General features: G+C 60.8%; 21 protein-coding genes and 1 pseudogene. 11 read left to right on the forward strand and 11 right to left on the reverse strand.

Going from position 1 to position 24,759, the window contains the following annotated elements; all coding sequences use genetic code 11:
• Positions 1-41: 41 nt before the first annotated feature.
• Genes ACD578_RS06085 through ACD578_RS06100 form a run of 4 tightly spaced genes read right to left on the reverse strand, consistent with a single transcriptional unit; the run spans position 42 to position 5,777 of the window.
• Positions 42-1,088: an adenylate/guanylate cyclase domain-containing protein gene (locus ACD578_RS06085; protein ID WP_404291783.1), complete on the reverse strand. Its 1,047-nt coding sequence runs from the start codon at positions 1,086-1,088 to the stop codon at positions 42-44.
• Positions 1,085-1,462, reverse strand: a complete 378-nt coding sequence (locus ACD578_RS06090; protein WP_404291785.1) for a response regulator — start codon at positions 1,460-1,462, stop codon at positions 1,085-1,087. The genes ACD578_RS06085 and ACD578_RS06090 overlap by 4 nt, the downstream gene beginning before the upstream one ends.
• Positions 1,459-4,650 (reverse strand): response regulator, encoded by a 3,192-nt coding sequence (locus ACD578_RS06095; RefSeq protein ID WP_404291787.1) that lies wholly within the window; start codon positions 4,648-4,650, stop codon positions 1,459-1,461. The genes ACD578_RS06090 and ACD578_RS06095 overlap by 4 nt, the downstream gene beginning before the upstream one ends.
• Positions 4,651-4,673: 23 nt before the next feature.
• Complete coding sequence (locus tag ACD578_RS06100; protein WP_404291789.1) at positions 4,674-5,777, reverse strand: branched-chain amino acid ABC transporter substrate-binding protein; 1,104 nt, start codon at positions 5,775-5,777, stop codon at positions 4,674-4,676.
• A gap of 695 nt (positions 5,778-6,472) precedes the next feature.
• On the opposite strand from ACD578_RS06100, the gene ACD578_RS06105 reads away from it, so the two are divergent.
• The 6 genes from ACD578_RS06105 to ACD578_RS06130 all read left to right on the forward strand — a co-directional run bounded on the left by ACD578_RS06105 (position 6,473) and on the right by ACD578_RS06130 (position 13,236).
• The gene (locus ACD578_RS06105; RefSeq protein ID WP_404291791.1) at positions 6,473-7,678 is read left to right on the forward strand and encodes an HlyD family secretion protein; all 1,206 of its coding nucleotides are present in this window, start codon (positions 6,473-6,475) and stop codon (positions 7,676-7,678) included.
• Complete coding sequence (locus tag ACD578_RS06110; RefSeq protein WP_404291793.1) at positions 7,679-9,655, forward strand: glycosyltransferase; 1,977 nt, start codon at positions 7,679-7,681, stop codon at positions 9,653-9,655.
• A 23-nt stretch (positions 9,656-9,678) separates the two neighbouring features.
• Positions 9,679-10,797 carry a cache domain-containing protein gene (locus tag ACD578_RS06115; protein ID WP_404291795.1) on the forward strand — a complete coding sequence of 373 codons (1,119 nt, stop codon included), beginning with the start codon at positions 9,679-9,681 and terminating at the stop codon, positions 10,795-10,797.
• 535 nt (positions 10,798-11,332) lie between these two features.
• On the forward strand, positions 11,333-12,121 hold the full coding sequence (locus tag ACD578_RS06120; RefSeq protein WP_404291797.1) for a DUF4239 domain-containing protein: 789 nt from the start codon (positions 11,333-11,335) through the stop codon (positions 12,119-12,121).
• Between the two features lie 677 nt (positions 12,122-12,798).
• Entirely contained in the window at positions 12,799-12,969 is a 171-nt protein-coding gene (locus ACD578_RS06125; protein WP_404291799.1) for a hypothetical protein, read from the forward strand.
• An 87-nt stretch (positions 12,970-13,056) separates the two neighbouring features.
• Positions 13,057-13,236 carry a hypothetical protein gene (locus ACD578_RS06130; RefSeq protein WP_404291801.1) on the forward strand — a complete coding sequence of 60 codons (180 nt, stop codon included), beginning with the start codon at positions 13,057-13,059 and terminating at the stop codon, positions 13,234-13,236.
• Positions 13,237-13,574: 338 nt separating this feature from the next.
• Here the strand turns inward: ACD578_RS06130 and ACD578_RS06135 are convergent, their stop codons facing one another.
• From ACD578_RS06135 to ACD578_RS06155, 5 genes and pseudogenes are all read right to left on the reverse strand, one after another.
• A complete protein-coding gene (locus ACD578_RS06135; RefSeq protein WP_404291803.1) occupies positions 13,575-14,006 on the reverse strand; it encodes a hypothetical protein in 432 nt (143 codons plus the stop codon).
• Positions 14,007-14,397: 391 nt separating this feature from the next.
• A complete protein-coding gene (locus ACD578_RS06140; RefSeq protein WP_404291805.1) occupies positions 14,398-15,180 on the reverse strand; it encodes a hypothetical protein in 783 nt (260 codons plus the stop codon).
• A gap of 366 nt (positions 15,181-15,546) precedes the next feature.
• Positions 15,547-15,846, reverse strand: a complete 300-nt coding sequence (locus tag ACD578_RS06145) for a helix-turn-helix transcriptional regulator (RefSeq protein WP_404291807.1) — start codon at positions 15,844-15,846, stop codon at positions 15,547-15,549.
• 385 nt (positions 15,847-16,231) lie between these two features.
• The gene (locus tag ACD578_RS06150; RefSeq protein ID WP_404291809.1) at positions 16,232-17,092 is read right to left on the reverse strand and encodes a tyrosine-type recombinase/integrase; all 861 of its coding nucleotides are present in this window, start codon (positions 17,090-17,092) and stop codon (positions 16,232-16,234) included.
• A gap of 108 nt (positions 17,093-17,200) precedes the next feature.
• Positions 17,201-17,419: pseudogene (locus ACD578_RS06155) on the reverse strand (Arm DNA-binding domain-containing protein); the annotation flags it as partial.
• Between the two features lie 588 nt (positions 17,420-18,007).
• On the opposite strand from ACD578_RS06155, the gene ACD578_RS06160 reads away from it, so the two are divergent.
• Complete coding sequence (locus ACD578_RS06160) at positions 18,008-18,418, forward strand: cupin domain-containing protein (RefSeq protein ID WP_404291811.1); 411 nt, start codon at positions 18,008-18,010, stop codon at positions 18,416-18,418.
• A gap of 32 nt (positions 18,419-18,450) precedes the next feature.
• On the opposite strand, the gene ACD578_RS06165 is transcribed toward ACD578_RS06160, so the two are convergent.
• Entirely contained in the window at positions 18,451-18,696 is a 246-nt protein-coding gene (locus ACD578_RS06165; protein ID WP_404291813.1) for a hypothetical protein, read from the reverse strand.
• A 38-nt stretch (positions 18,697-18,734) separates the two neighbouring features.
• Between ACD578_RS06165 and ACD578_RS06170 the strand changes: the two genes are divergently transcribed.
• Both ACD578_RS06170 and ACD578_RS06175 read left to right on the forward strand, forming a co-directional pair.
• Positions 18,735-19,562 carry a hypothetical protein gene (locus ACD578_RS06170; protein WP_404291815.1) on the forward strand — a complete coding sequence of 276 codons (828 nt, stop codon included), beginning with the start codon at positions 18,735-18,737 and terminating at the stop codon, positions 19,560-19,562.
• A 105-nt stretch (positions 19,563-19,667) separates the two neighbouring features.
• Positions 19,668-19,847: a hypothetical protein gene (locus ACD578_RS06175; protein ID WP_404291817.1), complete on the forward strand. Its 180-nt coding sequence runs from the start codon at positions 19,668-19,670 to the stop codon at positions 19,845-19,847.
• Positions 19,848-20,239: 392 nt separating this feature from the next.
• Here the strand turns inward: ACD578_RS06175 and ACD578_RS06180 are convergent, their stop codons facing one another.
• On the reverse strand, positions 20,240-21,529 hold the full coding sequence (locus tag ACD578_RS06180; protein ID WP_404291819.1) for an L-fuconate dehydratase: 1,290 nt from the start codon (positions 21,527-21,529) through the stop codon (positions 20,240-20,242).
• 534 nt (positions 21,530-22,063) lie between these two features.
• Here ACD578_RS06180 and ACD578_RS06185 point away from each other — a divergent pair.
• Together ACD578_RS06185 and ACD578_RS06190 are read left to right on the forward strand one after the other, a co-directional pair.
• Entirely contained in the window at positions 22,064-23,233 is a 1,170-nt protein-coding gene (locus tag ACD578_RS06185; protein ID WP_404291821.1) for an MFS transporter, read from the forward strand.
• Between the two features lie 364 nt (positions 23,234-23,597).
• A complete protein-coding gene (locus ACD578_RS06190) occupies positions 23,598-24,716 on the forward strand; it encodes a Gfo/Idh/MocA family protein (RefSeq protein ID WP_404291823.1) in 1,119 nt (372 codons plus the stop codon).
• The last annotated feature ends 43 nt before the right edge of the window (positions 24,717-24,759 follow it).

Below are 24,759 nucleotides of genomic sequence, written 5' to 3' on the forward strand. Positions count from 1 at the left end.
GGTGGATCGTCGTCGGGCTCCCCCGCGATCTTGCGTACCGCTCAGCCGGAGAGGACAATCTGATGGATCTCCAGATCGCCCTTGCCGCGGATCTGTATCGGCCCAAGTGGAACAGCCCGAATGCGGGTACTCACCTGCTTCCATGCGGCCGCGCTCAGGTTGATCCCAGCGCTTGTACCGTAGCCAGCGAGACGGGCGGCGACATTCACAGTATCCCCCCAGATATCAAAACTGAACTTCTGCCGGCCGACGACACCGGCAACGACAGGACCGACATGAATGCCGACTCGGACATCCCAAGGGATCGGCAGTCCACGAGCCGACGTGATGGTCGATACAGCGCATTCAATGCTGGACATCACAGGATCTGGATTGGGCAAAAGCAGACTGGCTGTAGCGAGTAACCCATCCCCAACCGTCTTGATCTTCTCAAGCCCATGCTGCGTAGTGATGTCCTCGAAGGCTGAGGCCAGCAGATCAAGATTCTCGACAATCTTTTCGGGCGCGAGTCGATCGCAGGCTGCCGTAAAGCCCACTACGTCTGCAAACACTACCACAACGTCCTCGTACCGACGTGGCGTCACAGCCTGGGAGCTTTCGAGCTCCGCGACCGCCTGAGCCGGAAGAATGGCGTGCAGAAGCGCTTCGGCGCGGCACCGCTGCCGCTCAATTTCCGCGAGATAGCTCAGCTCCTGATCATGCAGCCGCTTTTTCTCCAGACAGGCGTTGATGCGGGCCCTCAGGAGCACCGGATTGAAGGGCTTGAGCAGATAGTCTTCTGCGCCGAGCTCAATGCAGCGGACGACGCTCTCGATATCCGACAAGGCCGAGATCATCAGGACGGGAATATCGCGGGTGCCCGGATCGGCCTTGAGCCGCGCCAGCACCTCGTAGCCATTGACCTCGGGCATCATGATGTCGAGGAGTATGAGGTCGAACCGCTCCTTCACTATCCTGTCTAGCGCCTCGCGCCCGTTTTCGGCCATGACGAGGTTCGTCCATCCCTCACGCCGCAATCTACGCGCCAGGGTGTAGCGATTGTCCTCGTTGTCATCCACAATGAGGATGCGGACCCCGCCATGGGTCATGGGCCGCTCCGGCATTGCAGAAGCGCATGGATCTTCGCCAACAGCCTCTCGAAAACGACGGGTTTGGCGTCGTAGTCGTCGCAGCCGGCAGCTAGCGCCCTCTCGCGGTCGCCTGCCATCGTATGCGCCGAGAGTGCAATGATCGGGATCGCACCCGTGTCAGGCGCGTCCTTCAGCAGCCGCGTGGCCGCCCAGCCGTCCAGGAACGGCAGGCTCAGGTCCATCAGGATCAGATCTGGCTTTTCGCTGCGGGCCATCTCGATGCTTTGTTCGCCATCGGACGCAACGCTGACCTCAAATCCATACTTCCTCAGACGCCGAGACAGCATATACACATTGTCATCGTTGTCTTCGACGTACAGAATCCTACTCATGTCCGCTCCTGATTGTTCACGCGGCCGAGCCGCAGGCAATCAGCAATCACCTCCCGCAATGTGGCAAGAACCTCCTCTCGGCCGCCAGGCCTCTTACGCAGGATTCTCTCGATACTGCCATTCAGGCGGCGATGTCCCTCTTCATCGAGGTCGGCGGCGGTTAGCACGATCACAGGCAGATGGCGTGTTTCCTCGCGTCCACGGATCGCCTCGATGAACTCGAAGCCGTTCATCTCGGGCATCATCAGATCAAGGAGCACGAGGTCGGGATGCGCCATCATCAAACGTTCAAGCGCGACACGTCCATTCTCAGCCTCGGCCACCTCCCATCCGTTCTCGCGCAGGATGCGGGACAGCCATCCGCGCGTGTGGGCGTCATCTTCGACGACCAGCACCCGTGGGCTCGCATGGTGGGGATGGCAGGAGGTGAGTGCCTTTCTGAGGTGTTCGCGGTTGATCGGTTTGGTCAGATAAGCCGCAGCTCCGAGGGCGTAGCCTCGATTCTCCTCATCGACGATCGTCACCATGATGACAGGGATATCGCTGAGGTCGTCATTGCGCTTGAGTTCCTGGAGAGTACTCCAGCCGTCGAGATCTGGCATCAAGACGTCAAGGGTAATGAGCGACGGCCGGATCTGACGGGCGAGCTGGATCCCCTGCCGACCACTCTCGGCCGTCACGACATCAAAGCCTTCACGTGTCAGGATCTGCCGCACGATGCCCCGCGCTGGTTCATCGTCATCGATCACCAGCGCGCGTCGGCCCTCTCCAAGGGGCCAGATATGGGCTGGAGGAGGCTCGGGGGCGGAAGGTATCGCTGGAGTGTCCGTTTGTCCCCCGTCTGCGGGCAGTGTCACGGTGAAGGTGCTTCCGACGCCCACCACGCTTTGCACGTCGATGTCCCCGCCCATCAGGCGACACAGGCGGCGGCTGATGGCGAGTCCAAGCCCGGTCCCTCCATACTTCCGTGTCGTCGAGCTATCCGCTTGAGTGAACTCCTGGAACAGCTTGCCGATCTGCTCTTCAGTCATGCCGATGCCCGTGTCCTGGACAGTGATTGTCACCCTGTCTCCGCTCGGGCCCGCAATACGGGTCGCACGCAAGACGACGGTCCCATTCCTGGTGAACCTGCAGGCGTTACTCAGGAGGTTGAGCACCACTTGGCGCAGGCGCATAGGATCGGCCTGAATGGTCCCAAGGCCTGGGGAGACTTCCACATTAAGCCGATTGCCATTCTTGGCAGCGAGGGAATCGGCGGTACTCGAAACGTCCGCCATCAATGCTCCGAGCTCGACCTCCTCAGGATAGAGTTCGAACTTTCCCGCCTCGATCTTGGCGAGATCGAGGATTTCGTTGATGAGAGCCAAAAGATGGGTGCCTGCATGGTGGATCCGGTTGAGCGGTTCAACTAGGGGCTCCTCGCCGGTTTCCTCGGCTTCCTCCTTCAGCATCTCGGTGATTCCAATAATCGCATTCAGCGGCGTCCTGAGCTCATGGCTCATGTTGGTAAGGAACTGGCTCTTCGCCCGGGTTGCCGCCATGGCTTGGTCGCGGGCCAGCTCGAGCTGTGCCGCGTGACGCGTGATCTCGGTAATGTCGGTATAGACCGCAACAGTTCCACCGCCGGCGATCCTCCGTTCACTCACTTGGATCCACCGATCACCGTCGCGATGCTGGACGTCGGCGGCGACCGGATTGTGGTGCCGAGCCAGCCTCTCTGCGACCCAAGCGTCGATACGTCCTTTGGCCTCGTGGATGAGGCCGAGTTCCGCGGCGCGCCGGATCACCTTCTCAAAGGTCGTGCCGGGAACCATAGCGGCATCGATTTCCGGGTAGAGGAGATCCTGATAACGACTATTGCACAGGACCAGGCAATCATTTGCGTCATACAGTGCAAAGCCCTCGGTGATGCTCTCGATGGCGTCGATCAGGCGCTGCCGCGCAGTGGCGACCTCGCGCAGGTTCTTCTCCTCAATCTCGATCGCAGTATCCCGGAACACTGCAAGCGCCTTTGCCATCTGGCCGATTTCATCGCCGCTGTCAGAGGGGAGGGGCGCCCGCAGGTTGCCTCCGGCGATCGCCAGCATGCTGTCGCTCAGGGCCCTCAGCCGTGCGACAAGATTACGGTCGACGTAGAGCCAGACGATGAGGAGGGAACTCAGGAGGCTTAGGGCGACAACGCCGAGAAGAATGTTGCGGCCTACGCGCCGCGCCATCTGTGCTTCTCCTCCGGCCTCTTGGATATCGTGTCTTGCGGCAGCGATAAGTCCGTCGACAGCTTTCGTCAGCTGAGCCGATAGCCCAGCGTTTTCCGACAGGAGACGCTCGGCCTCCTCGACAAGACCGAGTTCAGTTCGGCGCGCATTGAGGACGCTGTCAGGTCCCTCGATCAGCCGTGCGAAATCGGAGATGCGCTGCTCGAAGCGGGAGCGCAGGCGCAAGTCCGTTAGGCTGGATGTGATCTGCCGTAAGGTCGACAGCGATCGGTTGAGCGGGAAGCTCAGCACGGGAAGGTCAGCCTGATTTTCTGCCAAAGAGGCCCTGAGCAGGCCATCGTTGATCGCCGCAAACTCGAGTTGCGCCTTCTGCATCGGCAGAATTGCGGCGATCTCCTGCACGATTTCCATAGGCGACTGCGTGGGCCCGTCGCTTGGGGACGTGCGGTGCAAGGTTGCGATCTTAGAATCCATGACCACGATGGCTGGGGCTACCAGTCGCTGAGCGGCCACCGTTGCATTTGACAGGCGACGGAGGAGGGCATCCTTGCGCTCCGAGACTGCGAGCCGTCCCGCGACGAGACCGGCAAGTGCGGTGAGATTTCGGCGCAGGCCCTCGACGGCCGGCTCCATCGCGGCGAGCGCAGCGGGATCGACGGCGCCACTCCTGATTTGAGCAAGCAAAGCCTCGAGGCGATCGACCTCTATCGTGATGGACGCAGAGATCTCCCGGTATTGCGCCTCTGATCGCACTGTCAGCAGGGCCGGCGCGGCGGCGACGATGCGCTCGGCCTGACGCGACAGATCGAGGGCGGTGAGCGCTGATGGCACGCGTTGATCTGTGATCCGCTCAAGCACATAGGCCATCTCACGGAACGCATAGGTGCCCGTCGCAGCAGCTAGCACAGCAAAGGCGCTGATCCCGAGGAATGCGAGGAGGAGGCGCCAGCGGACACTAAGCCGGTTTCGCATGACTGCAAGGGTAGAACCCTCCCTCATTCCAGAGGCACATACTGGCCACCCCGCCAGATAAACCACTCGAAGCCGGGCTGCCGGACGTCGCCCTTTTGGTCGAAGCTGATCGGCCCAAGAATCGTAGCGAACTCGCCGGTGCGGAATGCAGCAATAACGGCCTTTTGTTCCACCGAGCCAGCCTTTGTGGCGGCCTGGGCCCAGGCCTGGACAGCCCCGTAGCTGTAGAGTGTATATCCCTCAGGCTCGAAGCCCTGCTGTCGGAGACGGGCAACGACTGGCTCCGCTACTGAGCTCCGGCGCGGATCGCGGAACGAGGTGAAAAGGGTACCCTCGCCAGCCTCTCCGGTGACCTGCGCGAACGCCTCGCTCGCGATGCCATCCCCGGAGACAAGTTGCATTTTGTAGCCCTGCTCGTGGGCACTCCGGACCAACAACGCGGCTTCCCGATAGTACCCGCCGAAATAGGCAACCTCGACCCCGGCGGACTGAAGCTTAGCGACGAGAGGGGAGTAGTCGCTCTGACCGGGTATTAGATCCTCATTCAGTGTTTCGGCGACTCCATGCTTGGTGAGTTGCCGCCGGGTCTCCTCGGCAAGGCCCTTGCCGTAAACCGATCCATCACTGACAATCGCGATCTTGCTATTGGGCCAGCGCGCAACGAGAAAGTCTCCGGCAATAGCGCCCTGCTGATCGTCCCGCCCGCAGATGCGGAAGACATTGGCGCGCCCCTCCTCGGTCAGCCGCGGGTTAGTCGAGGCGGGCGTCATCTGGATGATTTTGGCTCTATCATAAATCTCGGCGGCCGGAATTGAGGCGCTCGAGCACTGGTGCCCGACGACGAACGAGACCCTGGCTGCCACAAGCCGATGGGCGGCCGCAATAGCTTGGCCGCTGTCACAGGCATCGTCGACTGAAATGAGCCTTAACTGCTGGCCAAGGATGCCGCCGGCGGCATTCAGGTCAGCAACCGCCAACTCGACCCCTTGCTGCTGTTGTTCACCCTGATACGCATTGGGACCTGTGAGGGCTCCTGCCATGCCGATCAGGATCTCGGCTGTCGCAGCAGAGATGTGCATGGCTGTCAGAACGGCAGCAGCACTGACACTCCACAGAATCCGCCTCATAGCGAGCCTCCCGCTCTATGGGGGCATCAGTCCAACCGCGGCGTTATCCACTGCCGGGCGAAGGCAAATATTACATTGAGATAGGCTTCACCTTTCAAGGGGCAATTGTCTCTTGATGCCTATTGTTTGAGCACCTTCAGCGGGCCCACTTATGCGGATTGAAAAGAAAGAGAGCTTCGACCGCTTGCTTCGAACCGAAGTGTCCGAAGCTCTGACGTCCTGGGTCGATGGTGTCCCTTCCATGCACTCGTTATTACTGTGTGCTTGAGCGAATGCGGCCCAAGGGCAGCTAATGGCACGAGGCTGACCCTAGCTGTACTTCCGCACTGCTGGGATGACCGGACCTTCGCGCGAGCCCGCTGCAAGGCACTGGATGACCCACTGCGGACCTTCCACTCGTACAGGAATAGAGCGGAACATGGGCGGGGAAACAAAGCCACCACTCGTGGTAACGAGAATGTCCATCCCATACTAAGTTTGTGGAACCTGTCAGGCAGCTTGAACTGGAACAGCCGCAGTGAGCTCGGCCGATAGGACCGCTCGCCACAGTTGTGATAGTACTCCTTTATAGGTATTCCTAAAGAGATCGCCTACCGGATCGATTCTCCAGCGTTCTCAACAAAGGAGTGCAGAAATCTGGCCTGGACAACCTTAGCAGTAATCCCAGTTTGGCCGATTTGAACTAGCACCCACCCATGAAAATCTTCAGACTTCTTATCGGAGCGGCTCTGCTCCTTGCTGGCCTCTACGTGATTGTTGGCGAGTATCTCTCGGGAACCAGCGCTGACGCCACGATCAATGCCCGCACCACGGTGCTCCGAGCACCGGTCCAGGGGCTGGCCGAGTTCTCTGTTCGCAGCATCGGAGCCCGGGTGTCCCCGGAAGAGGCCGTGGTGCGCATCACCGACAACCAGTTCGACAATGCCCGCCTGATCGACCTGGAGCGAACCCGCTCCACGATGGAGGCGGATCTCGCTCGGCTCAGGGCCCAGTCTGCGGCCGTGGACGAGGCTCGCAAGATCCTCGAGGCCCAGGCCAAGAGCTATCAGGAAGGGCGGGTGCGCCAGATCCGTTCCCGCATCGCCGAAGCGCAGACCGCCGTGAACTCGGCGGAGGCCCGGTTCCGTGAGGCGGAGAGCGCTCTCGAGCGGACCCGCGAGCTGAGCTCGCGCGGAGTCCAGACCGCGATCACCCTCGATCGCGCCAAGGCCCAGTACGATGTCGCGCAGCAGGACATTGCCAGCACGCGCGAGCGCATCACCTATCTCTCCGCGGAGCTCTCCTCGGCCCAGAATGGGGTCTTCATCGGCGATTCCTACAACGATGCGCCGTTCTCAATTCAAAGGATCCGCGAATTCGACCTGAGGCTCGCCGAGCTGAAGGCCGAAGCCGAGAACGTCAGCCGACGCCTGAATCTCACTGCCGAGCAGATCGCGGCCGAGCGGGTCCGGATCAATCGCCTGACGTCGGCGGAGCTCTCGGTGCAGAGCCCCGGCATCGTCTGGAACTTCCTCGCCAGCAGCGGCGAGCACGTCAACCAGGGGCAGGATCTCGTCCGCTTCGTGGATTGCTCCGCCGTCATGGTCACGGCCAGCGTGAGCGAGAGCGTCTATTCTACCCTCCGGGTCGGCATGCCGGCCCAGTTCCGGCTGATCGGCGACGATCGGGTCCTGCAAGGAACCATCACGCGCCTCGGCGGATCGGGGGCAGCCGGCCTCTACAGCACGCTCGCTATCGGCCCGAGCCCGGAGCACCTGACCCGCTTCGACGTCGCCCTGAGCATTCCGGAGCTCGCGAGCGATCCGGACCTCTCCTGCGCCGTCGGGCGAACGGGTCGCGTGGTCTTCATGGGTGGACCGCTGGCCGGCATCCGGCAGAAGCTGACGGATCTCGGTCTGTAGATGCTTGTCCTCGACCAACATTTGTCGAGCCTCGCGGGCCTTGCCGTGGTGATCGGCCTCGCCCTTCTGTTGCTGCCGCTGGCGACACCCAGGAGCGCGCCCATCCGCATCCTTCTGCTTGGCCTTACCACCCTGCTGGGCTGGCGCTACATGATCTGGCGGATCACCGAAACGGTTCCGTCGGCGGCCGAAGGCCTCACCCTCGACGTCATCGCGGGCTGGACTTTCGTGGCGATCGAAGCTCTGGCTCTCGTGTCCTCAACGACGGCCTATCTGTTCCTCACCCGCCGGAAAGACCGGCACCAGGAAGCAGACCGGAACCTCGCCTGGTGGGGGAGCCATCCGCCGCGTGTCGACCTCTACATCGCCACCTACAACGAGGAGTTGGAGGTTCTCGAGCGCACGCTCGCCGGTGCGCAGGCGATCGATTATCCGAACCTGCGCGTGTTCGTACTCGACGACGGGCGACGGGAATGGCTGACCGAGGTGTGCCGTCGCTATGGCGCGGAGCACAGAACACGCCCGTCCAACGAGCACGCGAAGGCCGGCAACATCAACTACACGCTGACACAGCGTCTGAAGGGGGAGAATGCCCCCGACTTCATCGCCGTCCTCGACGCGGACTTCGTCCCACACCGTAATTTCGTGCGCCGGGCCGTCGCCCTGTTCCACGACCCGAAGGTCGGCCTCGTCCAGACGCCACAGCACTTCTTCAATCCCGATCCGATCCAACACAATCTCTACATCGCCTCCGCCTATCCGGACGAGCAGCGCTTCTTCTTCGATCATCTGGAACCTGCGCGCGACGCATGGGGCATTGCGGTGTGCTGCGGAACCTCCTCGATGGTGCGGGTCTCGGCTGTGCGCGAGATCGGCGGCCTGCCGACACAGAGCGTGACGGAAGACTTCCTTCTAACCATTCGCCTCGACAGCCACGGCTATCGTACGGTCTATCTCAACGAAGCGCTCACGGAAGGGCTCGCCCCGGAAGGACTGCACGAATATGTCGTGCAGCGCGGGCGCTGGTGCCTGGGCATGATGGAGATCGTGCGCAACGTCTACAATCCCTTTGGCGCCAATGGCTTGCGCTTCATGCAGCGCCTGAGCCTCGTCGACTCGCTGCTATTCTGGACGACGACCTTTCCGTTCCGCTTGATCGCTCTCATCGGCCCGCTGCTCTACTGGTATTTCGGCATCATCGTCGTGAATGCCTCGTTGACGGATGTTACGTCGTATTATCTCCCTTATTACGCAGCCGTGCTGATCACGCTCAACTGGATCTCCGGCGGCCTAATCTGGCCCGTGCTCAACGACGTGTCGCAGCTCATCGCCGCATGGCCCATCGCGCGCGCAGCCGCGATGGGCCTGCTGACCAGAGGACCGCACAAGTTTCGCGTCACGGCGAAGGGCGGCGACCGGACGAAGACAATCGTGCAATGGCCGATGATGAAGCCTTTCGCGATCCTCTTCGGCCTCACCGTGCTGGGACTTCTCCTGCCCCTGATCTTCCCGGATCATTTCAGCCATGTGGCCAAGGCTGGCGACGGGATCAGGATCATTCTGTTCTGGACGATCTACAATCTGATCGTGCTCGCCATCACCATGCTGGTCTGCGTCGAGCGGCCTCGCACCAACCGGCCCCAACGCGAGAATGTCGAGCTGGCCACGATGTCGGTCGGATCGCAAAGACTCCCGTCCTGGGTGCTCGAACTCGGAGTCGATCATGCCCGTGTGCGCGGATTAACCGGGTTGCCGGTCGGCGCCCTGGGAGCAATCGCTCTTGCGGATGTCGGCGATGTCGCCATCCGCATCTCGGACGAAACGAATGATGGCTATCGCCTGTCCCTGCGTCCGACGCCGGAACAGCGCGATGGGATCCTACGCAAGCTCCACACGGCAGATACCAGGCCGGGAACCGGGCGGGGCGACCTTCCTGAAATGATCAGGGGCTGGATGCGCAGCCTGGGATCGCGGTAGGCGCAAGAAAGAGGAGCGCGAGAATGCGCATTGGGATCAAGACACTTGTATTCGTGATCGGCGCCTTGCTGATGCTCGTACCTGCCATCGTCGCCGGTACCATGTTCACGAATGCCATGCAGCGCCGTGCAGAGGAAGCCAACAGCGCGCGCTTGCGGCTTCTTGGCGAGATCGTTGCCGATCAGCTCGGTCGGCGCATGCACGAGCTCTGGCAGGACGTTGAGGGAATGGCGCGCGTCGTTCGCTTGGACGACTCTGAGGAAATCCGCCGCCAGTTCACCCTGCTGGGCCAAGTGGATCGGCGGTATACCTGGATCGGCGTCACCGACGTGCAGGGGAAGGTGATCGCCGCTTCGCAGGGCATGCTGGAGGGCGCAAGCGTTGCCGAGAGGCCGTGGTTTCGCCGCGGCCTTAACGGCCCGGCTGCCGTCGATGTGCATGAGGCGGTACTTCTGGCGAAGCTTCTTCCCGCAACGCAGGAGCCGCGCCGTTTCGTCGATTTCTCCGCTCCGATCAGGAATGACCAAGGGGCCGTGATCGGCGTCATCGGGGCGCATTTCGACTGGAACATGGTCAAGGATATCATCCAGGCCGTGAGGGAACAGGGGGTCGATGCCCTTCTCGTCTCGCGGGACCGGGTGGTTCTCTCGGGCCCGCAGGAGCTTCAGGAAACCAGGCTGTCCGAAGGGTCGGCCGTCGCCGCCAGCCAAGGGACATCGATCTCGCGTCGCGAACGATGGCAGGACGGCAAGGACTACATGACGGCCGTTATTCCCACAATCCAGTTCAAGGACATGCCCAGCTTCGGCTGGAGCCTCATCGCGCGTGCGGACCTGAACATGGTGCTCAATCCCACGCGGTCGATCACACAGGCCTTCTGGATGCTGCTCGGCGCCGGCGCACTGGCTGGTCTCGTCCTGCTTTACCTCTTCTCCGCCTGGCTCGCCAAGCCGCTCCGCCGGCTGATGGCAACGGCGGAGGCGCTCGCCAGCGGCCGCGCAGATCAGCCGCCGCATGACGAGACCCGCTACGAGGAGGCCGCTCGTCTGAGTGCCGCGCTCGTGCGGATGCAGACCTTCTCGATTAGGCCCTATCAGCCGACCCGAGCCGAGAAAGGCAAGAAGCCGACGCGTGTGTCCTGATGCGGGTTCTGAATGGCGGACAAGTTCGGGAGGATGATCGGAAAGTCTCTGGGCCGATATTCCAGATCGATTTGCCCCAAATGGGTTTTGTATGGACTACTCATCGCACCAACAAGGCGTCGACGAGTCTACTTGTCTGCCGGTCGCGACTACAACTTGGCGCTCTTGACGACTGAGTATCATGATCGGCGGCTACCATTCGGATTGGGCTCGCTTGTTGCATCAAGCCGCTCTGGCACAATCTGGAAACAATGGGAATGTCAGCAAATGGCACTCCTGAGACGTAAGCGTTTGGTCCGCTTCGACACTCAAGTGCCGACGTTCGTTGGTTCCGCCGGAACGTGAAAGTTTGACCCTGAGCGGTCGTTCAGCCGTAGGCGTTTATCGCCAGTGTGGCTGGAGTTGGGCTGGAAGAGCGGTTCGGCTTGGTGGTACTCCTGCATAGCCGTCAATGGCTTCCCGCAGCAAGGCCGTTGCTGCTTGCGCACAGTTGCTCCCATCCGTCATATTCACCTGGACCGGAGCGGGTCGACCCATGGCACTCCTGACCACCCTGCCACTATGGCTGTCTGGCGTCCTTCTCGTCGGCGGGGCAACGCTCATCGCCATGGCCGCTCCCGCCTTCGTTCGCCGGCACGTCAGCTCGGACCGGCTCCGGATCAACAACGAGGTGGCCGGCTTCACATTTGCGACAGTCGGTGTGCTTTATGCCGTGCTGCTGGCCTTCGCCGTCATCATCGTCTGGGAAAAGTTCAGCGAGGCAGAGCACGCAGCCGCCCAGGAAGCCGGCGCTGCAGCGACCCTCTACCGCCTGGCGGAGGGCATCGGGGGTGATCCCGGTGCTGCCCTCCGCGACGGGTTAACCCGCTACGTGAGAGCAGCCATCGCCGAGGACTGGCCTGCCATGGAGCAGAGCGGGTCAAGCCACGCGGTGACGCGCGGGCTGGACGCCGCCTACGCAGCCCTGCTGACGTTCACCCCCAGCGATGGCCGCGGAACGGCCGTTTTGGCCGAGGCTCTCCGGCAGCTTGATGGCCTGACCGAAGCCCGCCGCACAAGGCTCGTCCTGGCCTCCGGCGCAGTGCCTGGGGTGCTCTGGTTCGTGCTCTTCGGCGGCGCCGTCCTGACGATCGGCTTCACGCTGTTCTTTGGCACCGAGAACCTGCGCGTTCACGCGATGATGACGGGGATCCTGTGCTTCCTGATCGTCTCCGGGCTGCTTGTGATCATCGCCATGAACCACCCCTTCGCGGGATCGGTGAAGGTGCAGCCGGAGGCCCTTTCGGCGGTGCTGGAGGACTTTGGTGAGAAGGCTCAGCCGTGATGGATCTCGTTGCACGTCTTCAAGACTAGAACGGCTCATGGCAGGATGCATGATCTTTCCACGTTCGTGAAAATCCTTCTGCCGATAGTAGCCTTCCCTCTGCCGCTTTTTCCTAGTAGCCGCGCTGCCAGCAGCCCCCGCAATGGCGATCGATCTCTAGCGTCGCTTCTTGGCACGCCTGAGACCTAAGCCCGAGGGCAGCAATCCTCATCGAACCGGACGTTCCAAACGGGTAGGGAATCTCGGTTCCTGACCCGTTTCGGACATTGCTGAACTGTGGCCGACCTTCGCAACGGACGGTTCCTCGGAGGGAAATACAACGCTGTGATGCTTTCCGGACGCGTGTCAGCAGGTCGAATTCACTGTTCGCGGCCATGCCGGACGGCTGGATGATGGGCATGGGTGCGTTCTCTTTCCCAGTCGCGCGGCGATGGTAGGCTAAAGGTGCGTCCGACACTCTGCTCGGACGGGTCCAAGGTGGCCGGCGATATCCTGAGCCCGCGTCTCAAGCAGATAGGGGGTCTTGAACCCTTCAGAAACTGAACCTTGCCGGGCTACCTGTCTCGGTTCGTCAAGTCGGTGTCCTGTTCTGTCAAGCTGACCGCCTGCTCTCGTGCGAGGCTGCTGGTATCGGCGGATTCATTCCTGACGCGATCGCGGCCACGTGGAGAGAACCAATGCAACCCCCATCGATCCTGACGCTTGGCGCGATCAGCCTCGTCCTGGCCGCTTGCCAAACCCCGCAGCAGGCCGTGCAGCAGAAGGAAGATCCGCTGGCAGCTCCGGCTTCACGCGCCAGCCCGCATGAGCAAAGGTCCGGGGCGGAAAGCGGCGGCGCTTATAGCTGACTTCATCAGGCCCACGCTTCCGCGACACCGATCGCTTTGGCACGCCATCACTCGTTCTGGTTCTCAGAATCTGCAAAGGAGAAGTCGATGCTCGTGAGAGTGCCATTGTTCCTGATCCTGTCGGCTCTGGTCTCCGGTTGCGTGTCGGGCCCTTCAGGCGGGCAGCCGCCAAACTACGTCGAGACCGAGCTCACCCAGAGCCCGATCCCGCGAGGATCGATGGTCGCGTCGCCGGATCTCCCCGGTGAAATTGGCGGTCCCGAATAGGCTGCCTCTTCCATAGGGGTGCCTATCCGAGACCCTGCATCAGCCCGCGGCCGCAGACGTGATTGTGTCAGGATGCCAGTGAACAAGGATTGCGCAGCCACTCACGGCCTCGCAGGTCACATCCGTTATTTACGTGCCAAGCTTCGGTCTAGGAGCCCGGCACCACTTGGCTGCGCAAGCTTCCCAAGCTCCTTCCAAGCTCTCCAAGAAAATCGTCTCAGTTCGAAGGAATGTCGGCTCCTGGCACGAAGCGGAACTTGCTTGGTCGTCTGCAGTAGGCCCGAAAGCGGACCTGCATCAATGGTGAAGGATCTGCGCTCCGAACTGCATTCCATGTACTACAAACGATCAATAGAGCTTGGATCATCGCTCTGGAATTTGAGAGTCACCTTGTTAAGAGCTTCGAGAGAACAGCGTTCAATCTTCAGCGCTTTTGCTCGAAGCCGCTCATACGTGCGCTGATGCATGCCCCTGGGTCGAGGCGGGAAGGGAGCACGGATCGACAGGCTCCCTTTGAGGCGAGCGCGAATATTTTGTGCTTGGGTGATCATTCGGAAGAGGTCCGACTCACCTTGCGAGCGGTATGCGAGACTATGGGCTTCGCGAGAGGCAAACCTCTCGGCGCCGGGCGGCAGATAAAGAATGCGGGTTTGTTGGTCCGTGATTGGACAGACGAACCACAGCCGGATGGCACCAAGGTGCGGTGCTGTACCGACCACTCTCACTGTCTGACGGCGTTCAACGCCGCGAAATCGGAACGAGACGGTCATATTTGCGTCCGCAAGGTTGGTCAGGTTGCTGCTGTACTGGATCGCTAGGCAGCGAGGTCCGAGAGGAGCGGCAAGACTCCATTGTCCTTCCGTGACTGATCCGGGTCTTAGTCGGGCAGCACGCGCGAGTACTGCGATGTCGAGTACGAGGGCATGTTCGACAAGGCCACGGCGTGAGTGCCATAGCGAGAAGTTACCTGATCCAGTGCCGCCCACGAATGCCACCTATATTGCCGCGAAATCATTTGCCAAAAAGTATACATCGCAGTTGATTGTCGGTCGCCCTAAGCGGAAAATTGTTTTATATTCAGCCGGTTATGCGATTGATGGTTGGTTGCACCCCCTGCAGCTTTAGTAGCACACTGCAACTGCAGTTCACTGTTGTTGAAAGTCATGGAGTCCCCAGCTGCCTGCTAGCTTCAGCATACCGTCGACGCGCCTTTTGTTGGATTTCCTGAGAAATAGAGTAGAGCTTGCCGTAGATCTGACCTTGCGGCGTCGGGCGGATACCAAGGGCTTTTGCAACCTCAGGATCCGTCCCCTTGCAGATGTAGTCCAACTTCCCCAACGTTGCCCGCAGAGTTGAATTGCCATTGCCAATGCGTTTGAACTTAACAGCACGATCGTTTAGGCCGTGGCAGGCCTCGTCCAGAACATTCAGGACCTGCCTCTTGAAGTCTCGAAGTATCGATGGCGGGCAATGAACCAAGATATGCGTATTGGCACAGCCGTTTGGATTCTCACGAACTGCAATCTGCGCGAAGATCTTGCAGTAGCGCGGCTTAAGCCATTTCCTGGTGAGCTCCATCAGCCGCCCGAGAATCTGGCCATCTGGATCGTTCCCAACCCAGGTGCGGGTCCAGTTGATGTCGATGCTGAGATTGAGAGGGTGCTTAATATCGTGAGCGAATTCAGCCGCAGATCGCATCTTCGTAACATGGTGTTTTGTCAGATGGGTGGACTGCCGGCGCAGGGGATGAGCTGACCTCTCGAGATCCAGTGATGCACTGATCCTACTACTATTACGAGGATTACTACGCGCACGCGTGAGGATAGCGCGCCAGCGACATTGGGAAGAACGCGTGATCGCAGAAGGATTTGAGGCATCATTTGGCAGGCTTTCGACACCACCGTCACTTGCCATGGTCTTTCCAAGTTTGCGATCGTTCATCATCGTGCTCTCCTAAACCCGAGCCAGCTTGCCTGCGTTGTGCCTCGCAGGTGGTAAACTCAGAAAGCCGCTGCGTCGGGCGTCGCTCATCTGCTCACCTTCACGATAGGCAAGGCCATCCAGCGGCGGACATCACCAATCCGGTATTCATCAGCGTTCGTGCGAGAGGCGGCTGTTAGGCAGCCCGGCCCGTGTCCCTGTCGATCCCAGCGGTGGAGCCTCGCGACCGAGCAGCCGAGAAAGAGCGCGACTTCTGCGGCGGAAACGATCGTGTCGTCCGGCAGACATCCGAGCTCAATCGGGGTTCGGATAAGGAGGCGATGCTGTTGCGGCTGCTGCGACACGGGATTGCTCGGGGAACAGAGCAGGCTAGGTCTGCGACGGGCCAGAACTGCTCGTCGAGCGGCGGTTCTTGCTATTGGCCCACGCCTGCAGGTCTTCCAGGCTGTAGACGATCAGTTTGGGCGAGAGCTTCTTATAGGTTGGGCCGGAACCCCGCAGCCGAGCATGGTTCAAAAACGAGACGGAGACACCGAGGTATCGAGCCGCCTCGGGCGTCCGCAGGTGTCGCAACAAAGGCGGTGCGGATTGCTCTTGCGCAAGCGATAGCTGCTGCTGAAGCAATTTTGCCGCGGCCTTGGCCTTCGGCATCATTGGACGGGTCGTCATGGTTCTACACTCTGTCCGGTCTTGTCCCAAGAACTGAGCGTTCAATAAAAAATTTCAAGATGCCGAGATCGCAAAGACTAACGTGATTGTGTAAAACTGGCGAATTGCATCTGATCGAGCTGTAGCGGTCATGGCTACTTGCACTTTGCTTTCCGCGTGAACCGGAATGGATAGTAATATCTTTCACACAAAAATGATGAAGGACTTATTGTGGCATTTCGCCACGAATTACTCACAGGTTGTTGCGACCTGCCACGGCGGCTTCAGCAATTTGAAGCACTTATCGGTCACGAGCCCGGCTGTGGCGTGTGGCAGAATTGGGGCGAAACCATCTGTGTAGGTTGCTCTCGGGCACAGGATGCGCGTGGCTTGCCCGAGGTGGAGCTCAAACAGCGATACGGGTGATCTCGGCCGCGAGCTTCTGAAGGGCACCGCGCTTTGCTGACACGTAATCATGGCGGTCGTAGACGCCGGCCACCCCTGGGATCGTGTGAACAAGGACCCGTTCCGCAATTTCGCCGCTGACCCCGGCGCGGCTCATGAGCGAGCGTGCGGTACGACGTAGGTCATGCAGCCGCCATCCCGTGATCCCGCTGGCGCAGTCGATGACTGCCTTGGCCTTTGAGAAGCCGGAGATCGGCGTGCGGCCTGTGGTGGTGAACACGTACTCGCCCGAGCGCGGGAGGGTAGCAAGAATGGCTTGAACCTCCTCGGTCAATGGAACAGTGTTGGCCCTGCCGTTCTTGTAGTGCTCGCGGGGAATGATCCAGAGATCGCCATCGATCTCACTCCACCGCATGTGCGCCCCCTCATCCCGGCGCTGAGCTGTCAGCAGCAGGAGTTGAGCGAAAGGACCGAAGGGGTAGGGGATTTGCCGCAAGGCGTGCCAGAGGGCTCTGATCTCGTTGTCGTTCAGCACGCGATCACGGGCCCGGGCGGTGATGCTGGTACGGGCCATGCCTCGCACGAGCGGGCTTTGGAAGCGCTCGTCCCGGGCGGCATGCCAGTTGAACAGCTTGCGGATGACCGCCAGCACGTGGTCTGCGAGGGCCGCGCTGCGCTTCGCCTCGATCGCGTCGAGAAGGGCCGTCACATCGGACCGCTGGATCTCGGCGATTGGTCGAGAGCCCCACTTGGGTAGAACATAATCATGGAGCATGCGCTCGTACTCGCGCCAACTCCGAAGGTGTGGCTTGGCGTGGCGTGCGATGAAGGAGGCCGAGATCGCTTCGACGGAGTTCGCCATCTTCCGCTTCTTCTCTTGCGCGGCCTGTGCAGCTTCAGCGTGGAACTGTTCTCGTTGGGTAACTGGGTCAATGCCTTGGTGGAGCTTTCCCCTCACCTGAACGGCGATGCTTCGGGCCTGATCGGGCGTCAGGCTCTCGCCATAGGCTCCAATCGTGTAGCGCCGGATGCGACCACTTCGTCCTGGAGGGTAGCGGTACTGGACCAGGAAGACCTTGCGGCCGGACGGTGTGATTTTGACGCCGAAGCCCGGCAGATCCGCATCAAAGATGACCCTGTCCTTCTCGGCAGGCGCTAGGCCATCGACAGTGCGCTTGGTGAGTTTGATGCGAACTGGAGCAGGGGGGCGCCATGATCACTCCGGTAATCACATGGTAAGCACGCGATCAGCAACGACCACTTAGAACCGGACACAGTGTGCAACGAAAATGCGTGTGCCACAATGATGTGTGACACACGCCGTATCATAGAGCCAAGATGAGGATGAAATAGCGCCTAACTTTTAATCAGAGGGTCCTGGGTTCGAGTCCCAGCGCGCTCACCACCTCAAACCCTTAACCGGCAAGGGTTTTATGATTTCCACTTGGCTGCAATCCCGCGCCTTGTTTTTATTCGGGTAACGCCACGGGTAACAGTAGACAAAGTTCGAGCAATCCGCGCCAGCCCCGCCTCACTAGCGCTGGACAGCGCAATTTCTGCAATTGCGCTCTGAGTTGACCTTCACACAGCCTCGCTTAGAGGCAGTTCTTGACCCAGAGCTAACTCTAGCTGTTCCAACACAGTTCGCGTTTGCCACGGTTCCGTAATTTCAGTTCTTCGAATTCTCGGACCTTTGTCTCACGCACCAACGGCCACTTCCCTTCGGTCCAGCGGCGGCGCATCCTGATCCTGGGTTGGGGATCAACGGAGATGGCCTATGCCCGGCAAGTTCATACTCAAGGATGATGTCAGACGGGAGGAGTTGGAGATCGTGCGGCTCGGCTGGCTGAGCCATCCAGCTTCCACGGGCGCCAGCAAGTTCACTGTGCTCGAAGGCACCTTTTTCCCCGGCAAGGGACACAGCTTCCACTACCATGCCGACCAAGAAGAACTCATCTACGTGGTCTCCGGCGCGGTTGAGCACTGGATCGAGCAGGAGAAGCGCATTCTCGGCCCAGGAGACAGCGTGTTCATGCCTTCCCGGGTCGTGCACGCGACTTTCAATATTGGAGCCGAGGACGCCAAGGTTGTTGCCATTCTCGGGCCCTGTGTCGGCGACATGGGGGTGGAGCAGGTCGACGTATCCGGTGAGGCGCCTTGGAATGGGCTGCGAGCCAACACAACCTAAGAACAACCGGATTTCATAAGGGCTCTTGCGACTTACGCGGCCTTGCCCATCAGGGTTTGTCCCACCAAGGCTGCGGCCTCTTCGGACGTCTTGAACAGAGGCGCGTTCTGGATGTTGCACTTGCCGAAGCAGATCTTGCGCTGATCCCAGTTGAGAAGCCATTCGAACCGGCGGCGGAGCCCCTCTGCCCAGCGGTGGACCGTGTTGCAGGAATGCGGCACCATCTGCCACACTGATGCTCCCGGCAGCCCGCACCAGTTGACGCACAAGCGGCCCATTCCCTACTTTCCGGCCAAAAGCAAACCTCAGGGGCCTCATGCAACCACTTGAGCTCAAGGCTATTGTCGCGGTCGCTGCAGGCGTGCTGTTCGGCACCCCTGCCCAGGCGCAATCCCTGTCGGGGATCAAGGTTGGCGAGGAGATCTCGTCCGCATCCAAACTCGCTGCAAGGCCGCTGCTCTCCAGGAGCGTGGCTTCGCACAAGGAGCGGCGATGGAAGCTGCCCGACGGCAACAGGCTCTCCGTCGCTGTAGACCCTGAGACGAAGCGGATCGTCTACGCCGAGAAGACGTGGAGTGGCGGCGCCAACGGCAAGCCGGCTGATTTCCCAGGCTTCGTCTACGGCCAGACCACTCTCGCCGACATCAGGGCTCATGCCCAGAATAACGGGTTCGCGTTCAAGGAACACCTCATCGATGTGAGGCCGGACGGTCTTGCTCTGTTCAACGCGTACGAGGTCGAGGGTGCGTCCGGCCTCGTCGTGACGTTCGTGACCAAGCTGTCCAGGAAGGATGACGAGCGCCTCCGGACCGGCAAGGCGAATGTGGACCTCAACCGTGCCGCCCGGCTGGACGCCATCATTCTCGCCGATGCGAGGGACCTCGATACGATCTGGGGTGATGCGAAGCTGACGCACGAGGCGTACAAGCCCATCCGGTGGGAGCCGCCCCGCCATGCCACGTTAGCGTCCCGCCAAGGGGGCGAATGCCACCTCCATGGCGGCCGCCCGCTGGAGGCGGCACCCACCGCCCTCTCTCGGCGTCAGAGCGGCTCTGGAGGGCATGTGGCTTTGTGGGCTACGCTGCTGCTTCGGCATCTGTCCTTGCTGATGAGTCAGGAGCCGTGCCGCGATGGCACGCCCTGATCGCCTCGTGTGGGATGTGTGGATCCAGTAATCGCGGCGTGAGGTTTGGTTAGGACCTGCGGACTACCGTGCTGCTCCGACACCTTGATCATCGGAGTCAGCACCATGATAGGCTTCCTGCTCGCCGCAATCGGACTTGCCTTGGTGTCTCCCACAGCCTTTGCTGACGGCACGACCCTGGCGGGCTCCCTCTGGCACTGCACCCGCGCAACTGATCAGTCGCAGTTCGTCATCACCTTCTACCCGGGCGGCGTCGGGGAGGGGAGTTTCAGAATGATGAGGTGAGCCCCTACATCTTCGAGGCCTCTTGGACAAAGTCGGGCGAGTGGCCCGGGAGGTGGGACCAGACGGGCCGGCGTTTCACATGGGCTTTCCCAGATCAGAGTATTCGGATCGAAGGTAGCCTCACAGGACTTGGCCAGACAACAATGCGGCTCGCCGGAACCGAAGCCTCGCTGGCGGGACGATCAGCCGTGACATGCAGCGCTCTTTCAAAACTGCCAAAGATCGGGGCGGGGCTCCTTATTCCGAGGGACAGCCGCTTCATTGACCTTGATGGAGAGGAGGGCGAGTTGAAGGTGCCGGCCGGGATCTCGCTCCAGCCGCAGGAGCCGTGACGATCTTCCAAATCCGATTGAGCGCGGATGGGAAGCCAGCTCGACTGACCGGGCGGTTTGCTAGATTGCGGAAGGCCTGGGGAAGAGATGCTGCCGGATTGAGGCCTCCTTCATCTCGATGGAAAAGCCCGGACGGTGAGGCGGAATGTAAGCCGCATTCCGGATCACGCAGGGATCGACGAAATGCTCGTGCAGGTGGTCCACGTACTCAACCACCCGGTCGTCCTTGGTTCCTGACACGCAGAGATAATCGATCATCGCCAGATGCTGGACATACTCGCACAGGCCCACACCGCCCGCATGCGGCCAGACGGGCAGGCCGAACTTGGCCGCCATCACCAGCACGGCCAGTACTTCGTTCACGCCACCGAGTCGGCAGGCATCGATCTGCACGATGTCAATGGCGCCCCGCGTGATGAACTGCTTGAACAGGATGCGGTTCTGGCACATCTCACCAGTCGCAACCTTCATTGGCGCAACGGCCTCACGGATCTTCCGATGGCCCTCGACGTCGTCGGGACTGGTCGGCTCTTCGATGAAGTAGGGCTGGGCGAACTGCAACTGCCTGAGCCAGGCGATGGCCTGATCGACCTCCCACACCTGGTTGGCGTCGATCATCATCTTCACATTGGAGCCGATTACCTCCCGGCAGATGCGCAGGCGGCGAATGTCGTCCTCGAGATCGCGGCCCACCTTCATCTTGATGTGCCGGAACCCGGCTTCGACCGCCTCAGACGCAAGGCGGGAGAGCTTCTCGTCACTGTAGCCAAGCCAGCCGGCCGAGGTGGTATAGCAGGCATAGCCCTCCCGTTGCAGGATCACCTTCCGCTCAGCCTTGCCGGCCTCTGCCCGGCGGAAGATCTCCAGCGCTTCCTCGGGCGTGATCGCATCGGTCAGGTAGCGGAAGTCGATGATGCGGACGAGTTCCTCAGGGCTCATGTCCGCAACCAGCTCCCAGACCGGCTTGCCAGCTTCCTTGGCCCAGAGGTCCCAGACGGCATTGACGACCGCGCCCGTGGCGAGGTGGATGGCGCCCTTGTCAGGTCCGATCCAGCGCAGCTGACTGTCTCCGGTCAGGTGGCGCCAGAACCGGCCGGGGTCCTCCTTGATCCAGTCGAGATCGAGCCCGACCATGAGGTGGCGCATCGCCGCGATGGTGGCACAGCAGATGTCGTTGCCGCGCCCGATCGTGAAGGTAAGGCCATGGCCTGCCAGATCTGGATTGTCAGTCGCGAGCACCACGTAGGCGGCGGAATAGTCCGGATCCGGGTTCATCGCATCCGAGCCATCGAGATGCTCGGAGGTGGGGAAGCGCAGGTCAAATGTTCGGAGATCGGTGATGCGGGTCACGGCACGCCTCATCTGAGCCGGAGAGCAATAGCGGCTCCACTATGATAGGTATTGGGGCAACGACCACTCTCAAGAGCGCCATCCGTTGTTCTCGCCGGTTCCCGACCCTGAGAAATGGACTGATCTCCGGCAGTGGCGACAGCGCCTAACAGGTGGTGCTATGCAGGGTTTCGGACGACCTATGGGGGCAAGAGACAAACGCCAGATCCGGCACGGTCAGGCGAGAGCAAAGGTTCTCATCCGCGCGGTGAACAGACCTTGCTGGGGTCCATTAGGGTTACACTTTGACCCATAGCTGCCCTCCGACCGAACGACGCGAATGCCGCGATGGGTCGTGTTCGCAACGCTCAAAGCGCCGCCTCCCGGGCCGAGTTCACCGAAGCCAACTCGACATGCTGCTGCGCAATTTCTACCGCAGCGGCGTTGTGATGGTCGAAGCAATCGCCGAGCTGCGTTCGCAGCGGAGCCACGACGCTGGGCCTGCGGGTTCGATTCCAGGATGAAGTTCGCCCGGCTACGTGGCAGGATCCAGTCATGCGCACCAATACCGTCACACACGGTCGCTTCATCGTTCGCGACGAAACAACATGGGCCGCCTACGGGCTGCTCACGGTCTACACGTTCTTCCTGGCGCTGATCGGGCCGCTGCTCCCGCACGTGCGGGCCGAGCTGGACCTGAGTTACGCGGCCGGAGCACTCCATACCAGCGCGTTTGCGGCGGGCGTGATCTTGTCCGGCCTCTTGGGCGAAGTGGTGGTTGAGCGGTTCGGCCGCAAGCGAGCAGCCCAGTTAGCTCTCGTAGGAATTGGCATTGGGACCCTGCTGATCGCCCGTGCGCCATCGGCGGCCGTGAGCATCGGCGGTTCTGCCATGATGGGGCTCATCGGCACGCTGATCCTGATCGTCGTGCCGGCCGTTCTGGCCGAGCGGCACGGCGAGGCGCGCAGCATGGCTTTCACTGAGGCCAACATCCTGTCCTACATCGGCGCGCTCGCCGCCCCACTCACGGTATGGTGCGTTGTCAGCATTGCGACTTGGCGGACAATTTTCGTCCCCGCTTGGGCCGTGCTCATCATCACAGTCTCGGCAATCTGGGCGGTTCCGTTCCCGGTCGGCAAGGCCGCGGCGGCTGTGGACCGGAGCCGGCTGCCGAAGGCTTTTTGGGCGTTCTGGATGTTGATCACGCTCAGCGTCGCCACCGAATTCTGCCTTGTCGTATGGAGCCCGAGCTACCTGGAGAGCGTGTTCGGATTGTCGCGCGAGAGGGCTGCGGTCGCGGTCATGGCCTTTCCCGTTGGCATCATTGCGGGCCGGTTGATCGGCGCATTCGCGCTGACCCGGTTCAGCGATGAACAGGTGGTGCTGCCATCCCTTGCCATCGCATTCCTAGGGTTCCTTCTGTTCTGGTCGGCGACGCACGTTGGAGCGGCTGTGGTCGGGCTCCTGGTCACCGCGCTCGGTGTGGCCAACCTTTTCCCGGTCAGTCTGGCCCTTGCAATCGGCCAGGCCGGCTCGGCTACGAGTTTGGCGACGGCGCGCTCCTCCTTGGCGACGGGCGTCGCTCTCATCGCAGCACCGCTGATGCTCGGAGGGCTCGCCGACCAGGCTGGCATCAGAGGCGCCTTCGCGCTGGTCCCGCTGCTTCTCATCGCCGGGGCCGCAGCCCTCGTGCTCGGCCAGCGAACGTCAATTCGTTCGACATGAAATCGTATGTCAGGATCGCAGCGCCGTCTGAGCAGATTGCTCGTGCTGAAATGTTTGTGATGTCTCTCCTCGTCCTCGCTTGGTCGAGTCAAGCCCCAAGGCGTAGTCCTTCAACCGCAAACTAGATGACGCAATAAATTGTGCAGTTATTGACGTTCTGCAATTTTCATTGTAATTCCTTCAAGGAAGGTGCGTAGCAAACTGGCGAAAGGAGGAGGGGACGGATTGGGGCGAGGCGGCGGGTGCCACATGCGGCACTGCCGCTATCACAATGAGCAACTCTGGCGGCCTCCCTCAATCCTGAATCTATTGGGGTTCTTTCTGTGTGTGGTCCTGAAATCTAGGCTGAACGGAGACGAAGTATATGCGCCAGATTGGCATCGGAGTCATTGGAACTGGCTTCATGGGCAAGGCGCATGCCTTTGCCTACCGGGCCGTGTCAGGCATCCTTCCGGGGACGAGGCCTGAGCTCGAGATCGTCGCGGATGTCAACAGGGCCGCTGCTGAGCGTGCGGCCACTCAGCTGGGTTTCCGGCGCTATACGGACAATTGGCAGGATCTTGTCGCTGATCCGGCGATTGGCATCGTTTCAATTACGACACCCAACATTTTTCATCGTGAGATGGCCTTGGCCGCAATCGCTGCTGGAAAGCACGTTCATTGTGAAAAGCCGCTTGCCCCGTCCACGGCCGAGGCCCGTGACATGATGGAGGCCGCCGAAGCAGCCGGTGTGGTCACCCAGGTTGGCTACAACTACATCAAGAATCCTCTGCTCGGCCTCGCCCGTGAAATGATTACGAGCGGTGAACTCGGAGAAATCACCGGCTTCCGCGGCATCCATGCGGAAGACTATATGGCCAACCCGGATGAGCCTTACAGTTGGCGTGTTGATCCAACGGGAGGTGCAGGCGCCATCGCTGATATCGGCAGTCACATTATTGGCATGGCGCGTTTTCTCCTCGGTCCCATTGACGAGGTCATCGCCGATCTCGAAACCGTTGTTAAGAGCCGGCCCATTGCTCCCGGAGCCGGCGAGCGACGCACGGTCGAGGTCGACGATATTGCCCGCCTAACGGTCAGCTTTGCGCGAGGCTGCCGTGGGATGATTGAAGCGAATTGGGTCGCGACTGGCCGTAAGATGCAGCTCGGATTCGAAATCAACGGTACAAAGGGTACGCTGGTCTTTAATCAAGAACGCTTGAATGAGCTGCACTTCTACCAAGTCGGCCGAGACCGTCGTCACGGGGGCTTCCTGAAGATCGAAGCAGGTCCTCAACATCATCCCTACGGCCTATTTTGCGTCGCGCCCGGCCACCAGCTCGGCTTCAATGATCTTAAGACAATCGAAGTTGCGGATTTTTTGACAGCCATCGATGGCGGTGAGCATCGTGGACCTGACTTCCGTGAAGCTTATGAGATTCAGAAAATCGTCGACACGGCAGTTAAGTCATCGCGTGAGCGCCAATGGAGAACTGTGTCCTAGAGCCATAGACGTGGACGATCGGATAACGTCTGGCGCATCTGAG

The organism is Microvirga sp. RSM25 (genome assembly GCF_044784385.1).
Taxonomy (GTDB): domain Bacteria; phylum Pseudomonadota; class Alphaproteobacteria; order Rhizobiales; family Beijerinckiaceae; genus Microvirga; species Microvirga tunisiensis.

What these genes read in the sequence shown, in the direction of transcription:
- ACD578_RS06185 (WP_404291821.1), top strand. Translation starts at nt 22,064, where the DNA reads ATGCGCACCAATACCGTCACACACGGTCGCTTCATCGTTCGCGACGAA.
- ACD578_RS06150 (WP_404291809.1), bottom strand. Translation starts at nt 17,092, where the DNA reads ATGGCGAACTCCGTCGAAGCGATCTCGGCCTCCTTCATCGCACGCCAC.
- ACD578_RS06105 (WP_404291791.1), top strand. Translation starts at nt 6,473, where the DNA reads ATGAAAATCTTCAGACTTCTTATCGGAGCGGCTCTGCTCCTTGCTGGC.
- ACD578_RS06190 (WP_404291823.1), top strand. Translation starts at nt 23,598, where the DNA reads ATGCGCCAGATTGGCATCGGAGTCATTGGAACTGGCTTCATGGGCAAG.
- ACD578_RS06095 (WP_404291787.1), bottom strand. Translation starts at nt 4,650, where the DNA reads ATGCGAAACCGGCTTAGTGTCCGCTGGCGCCTCCTCCTCGCATTCCTC.
- ACD578_RS06160 (WP_404291811.1), top strand. Translation starts at nt 18,008, where the DNA reads ATGCCCGGCAAGTTCATACTCAAGGATGATGTCAGACGGGAGGAGTTG.
- ACD578_RS06130 (WP_404291801.1), top strand. Translation starts at nt 13,057, where the DNA reads ATGCTCGTGAGAGTGCCATTGTTCCTGATCCTGTCGGCTCTGGTCTCC.
- ACD578_RS06100 (WP_404291789.1), bottom strand. Translation starts at nt 5,777, where the DNA reads ATGAGGCGGATTCTGTGGAGTGTCAGTGCTGCTGCCGTTCTGACAGCC.
- ACD578_RS06120 (WP_404291797.1), top strand. Translation starts at nt 11,333, where the DNA reads ATGGCACTCCTGACCACCCTGCCACTATGGCTGTCTGGCGTCCTTCTC.
- ACD578_RS06125 (WP_404291799.1), top strand. Translation starts at nt 12,799, where the DNA reads ATGCAACCCCCATCGATCCTGACGCTTGGCGCGATCAGCCTCGTCCTG.
- ACD578_RS06170 (WP_404291815.1), top strand. Translation starts at nt 18,735, where the DNA reads ATGCAACCACTTGAGCTCAAGGCTATTGTCGCGGTCGCTGCAGGCGTG.
- ACD578_RS06135 (WP_404291803.1), bottom strand. Translation starts at nt 14,006, where the DNA reads ATGACCGTCTCGTTCCGATTTCGCGGCGTTGAACGCCGTCAGACAGTG.
- ACD578_RS06115 (WP_404291795.1), top strand. Translation starts at nt 9,679, where the DNA reads ATGCGCATTGGGATCAAGACACTTGTATTCGTGATCGGCGCCTTGCTG.
- ACD578_RS06085 (WP_404291783.1), bottom strand. Translation starts at nt 1,088, where the DNA reads ATGACCCATGGCGGGGTCCGCATCCTCATTGTGGATGACAACGAGGAC.
- ACD578_RS06165 (WP_404291813.1), bottom strand. Translation starts at nt 18,696, where the DNA reads ATGGGCCGCTTGTGCGTCAACTGGTGCGGGCTGCCGGGAGCATCAGTG.
- ACD578_RS06110 (WP_404291793.1), top strand. Translation starts at nt 7,679, where the DNA reads ATGCTTGTCCTCGACCAACATTTGTCGAGCCTCGCGGGCCTTGCCGTG.
- ACD578_RS06140 (WP_404291805.1), bottom strand. Translation starts at nt 15,180, where the DNA reads ATGATGAACGATCGCAAACTTGGAAAGACCATGGCAAGTGACGGTGGT.
- ACD578_RS06145 (WP_404291807.1), bottom strand. Translation starts at nt 15,846, where the DNA reads ATGACGACCCGTCCAATGATGCCGAAGGCCAAGGCCGCGGCAAAATTG.
- ACD578_RS06090 (WP_404291785.1), bottom strand. Translation starts at nt 1,462, where the DNA reads ATGAGTAGGATTCTGTACGTCGAAGACAACGATGACAATGTGTATATG.
- ACD578_RS06175 (WP_404291817.1), top strand. Translation starts at nt 19,668, where the DNA reads ATGATAGGCTTCCTGCTCGCCGCAATCGGACTTGCCTTGGTGTCTCCC.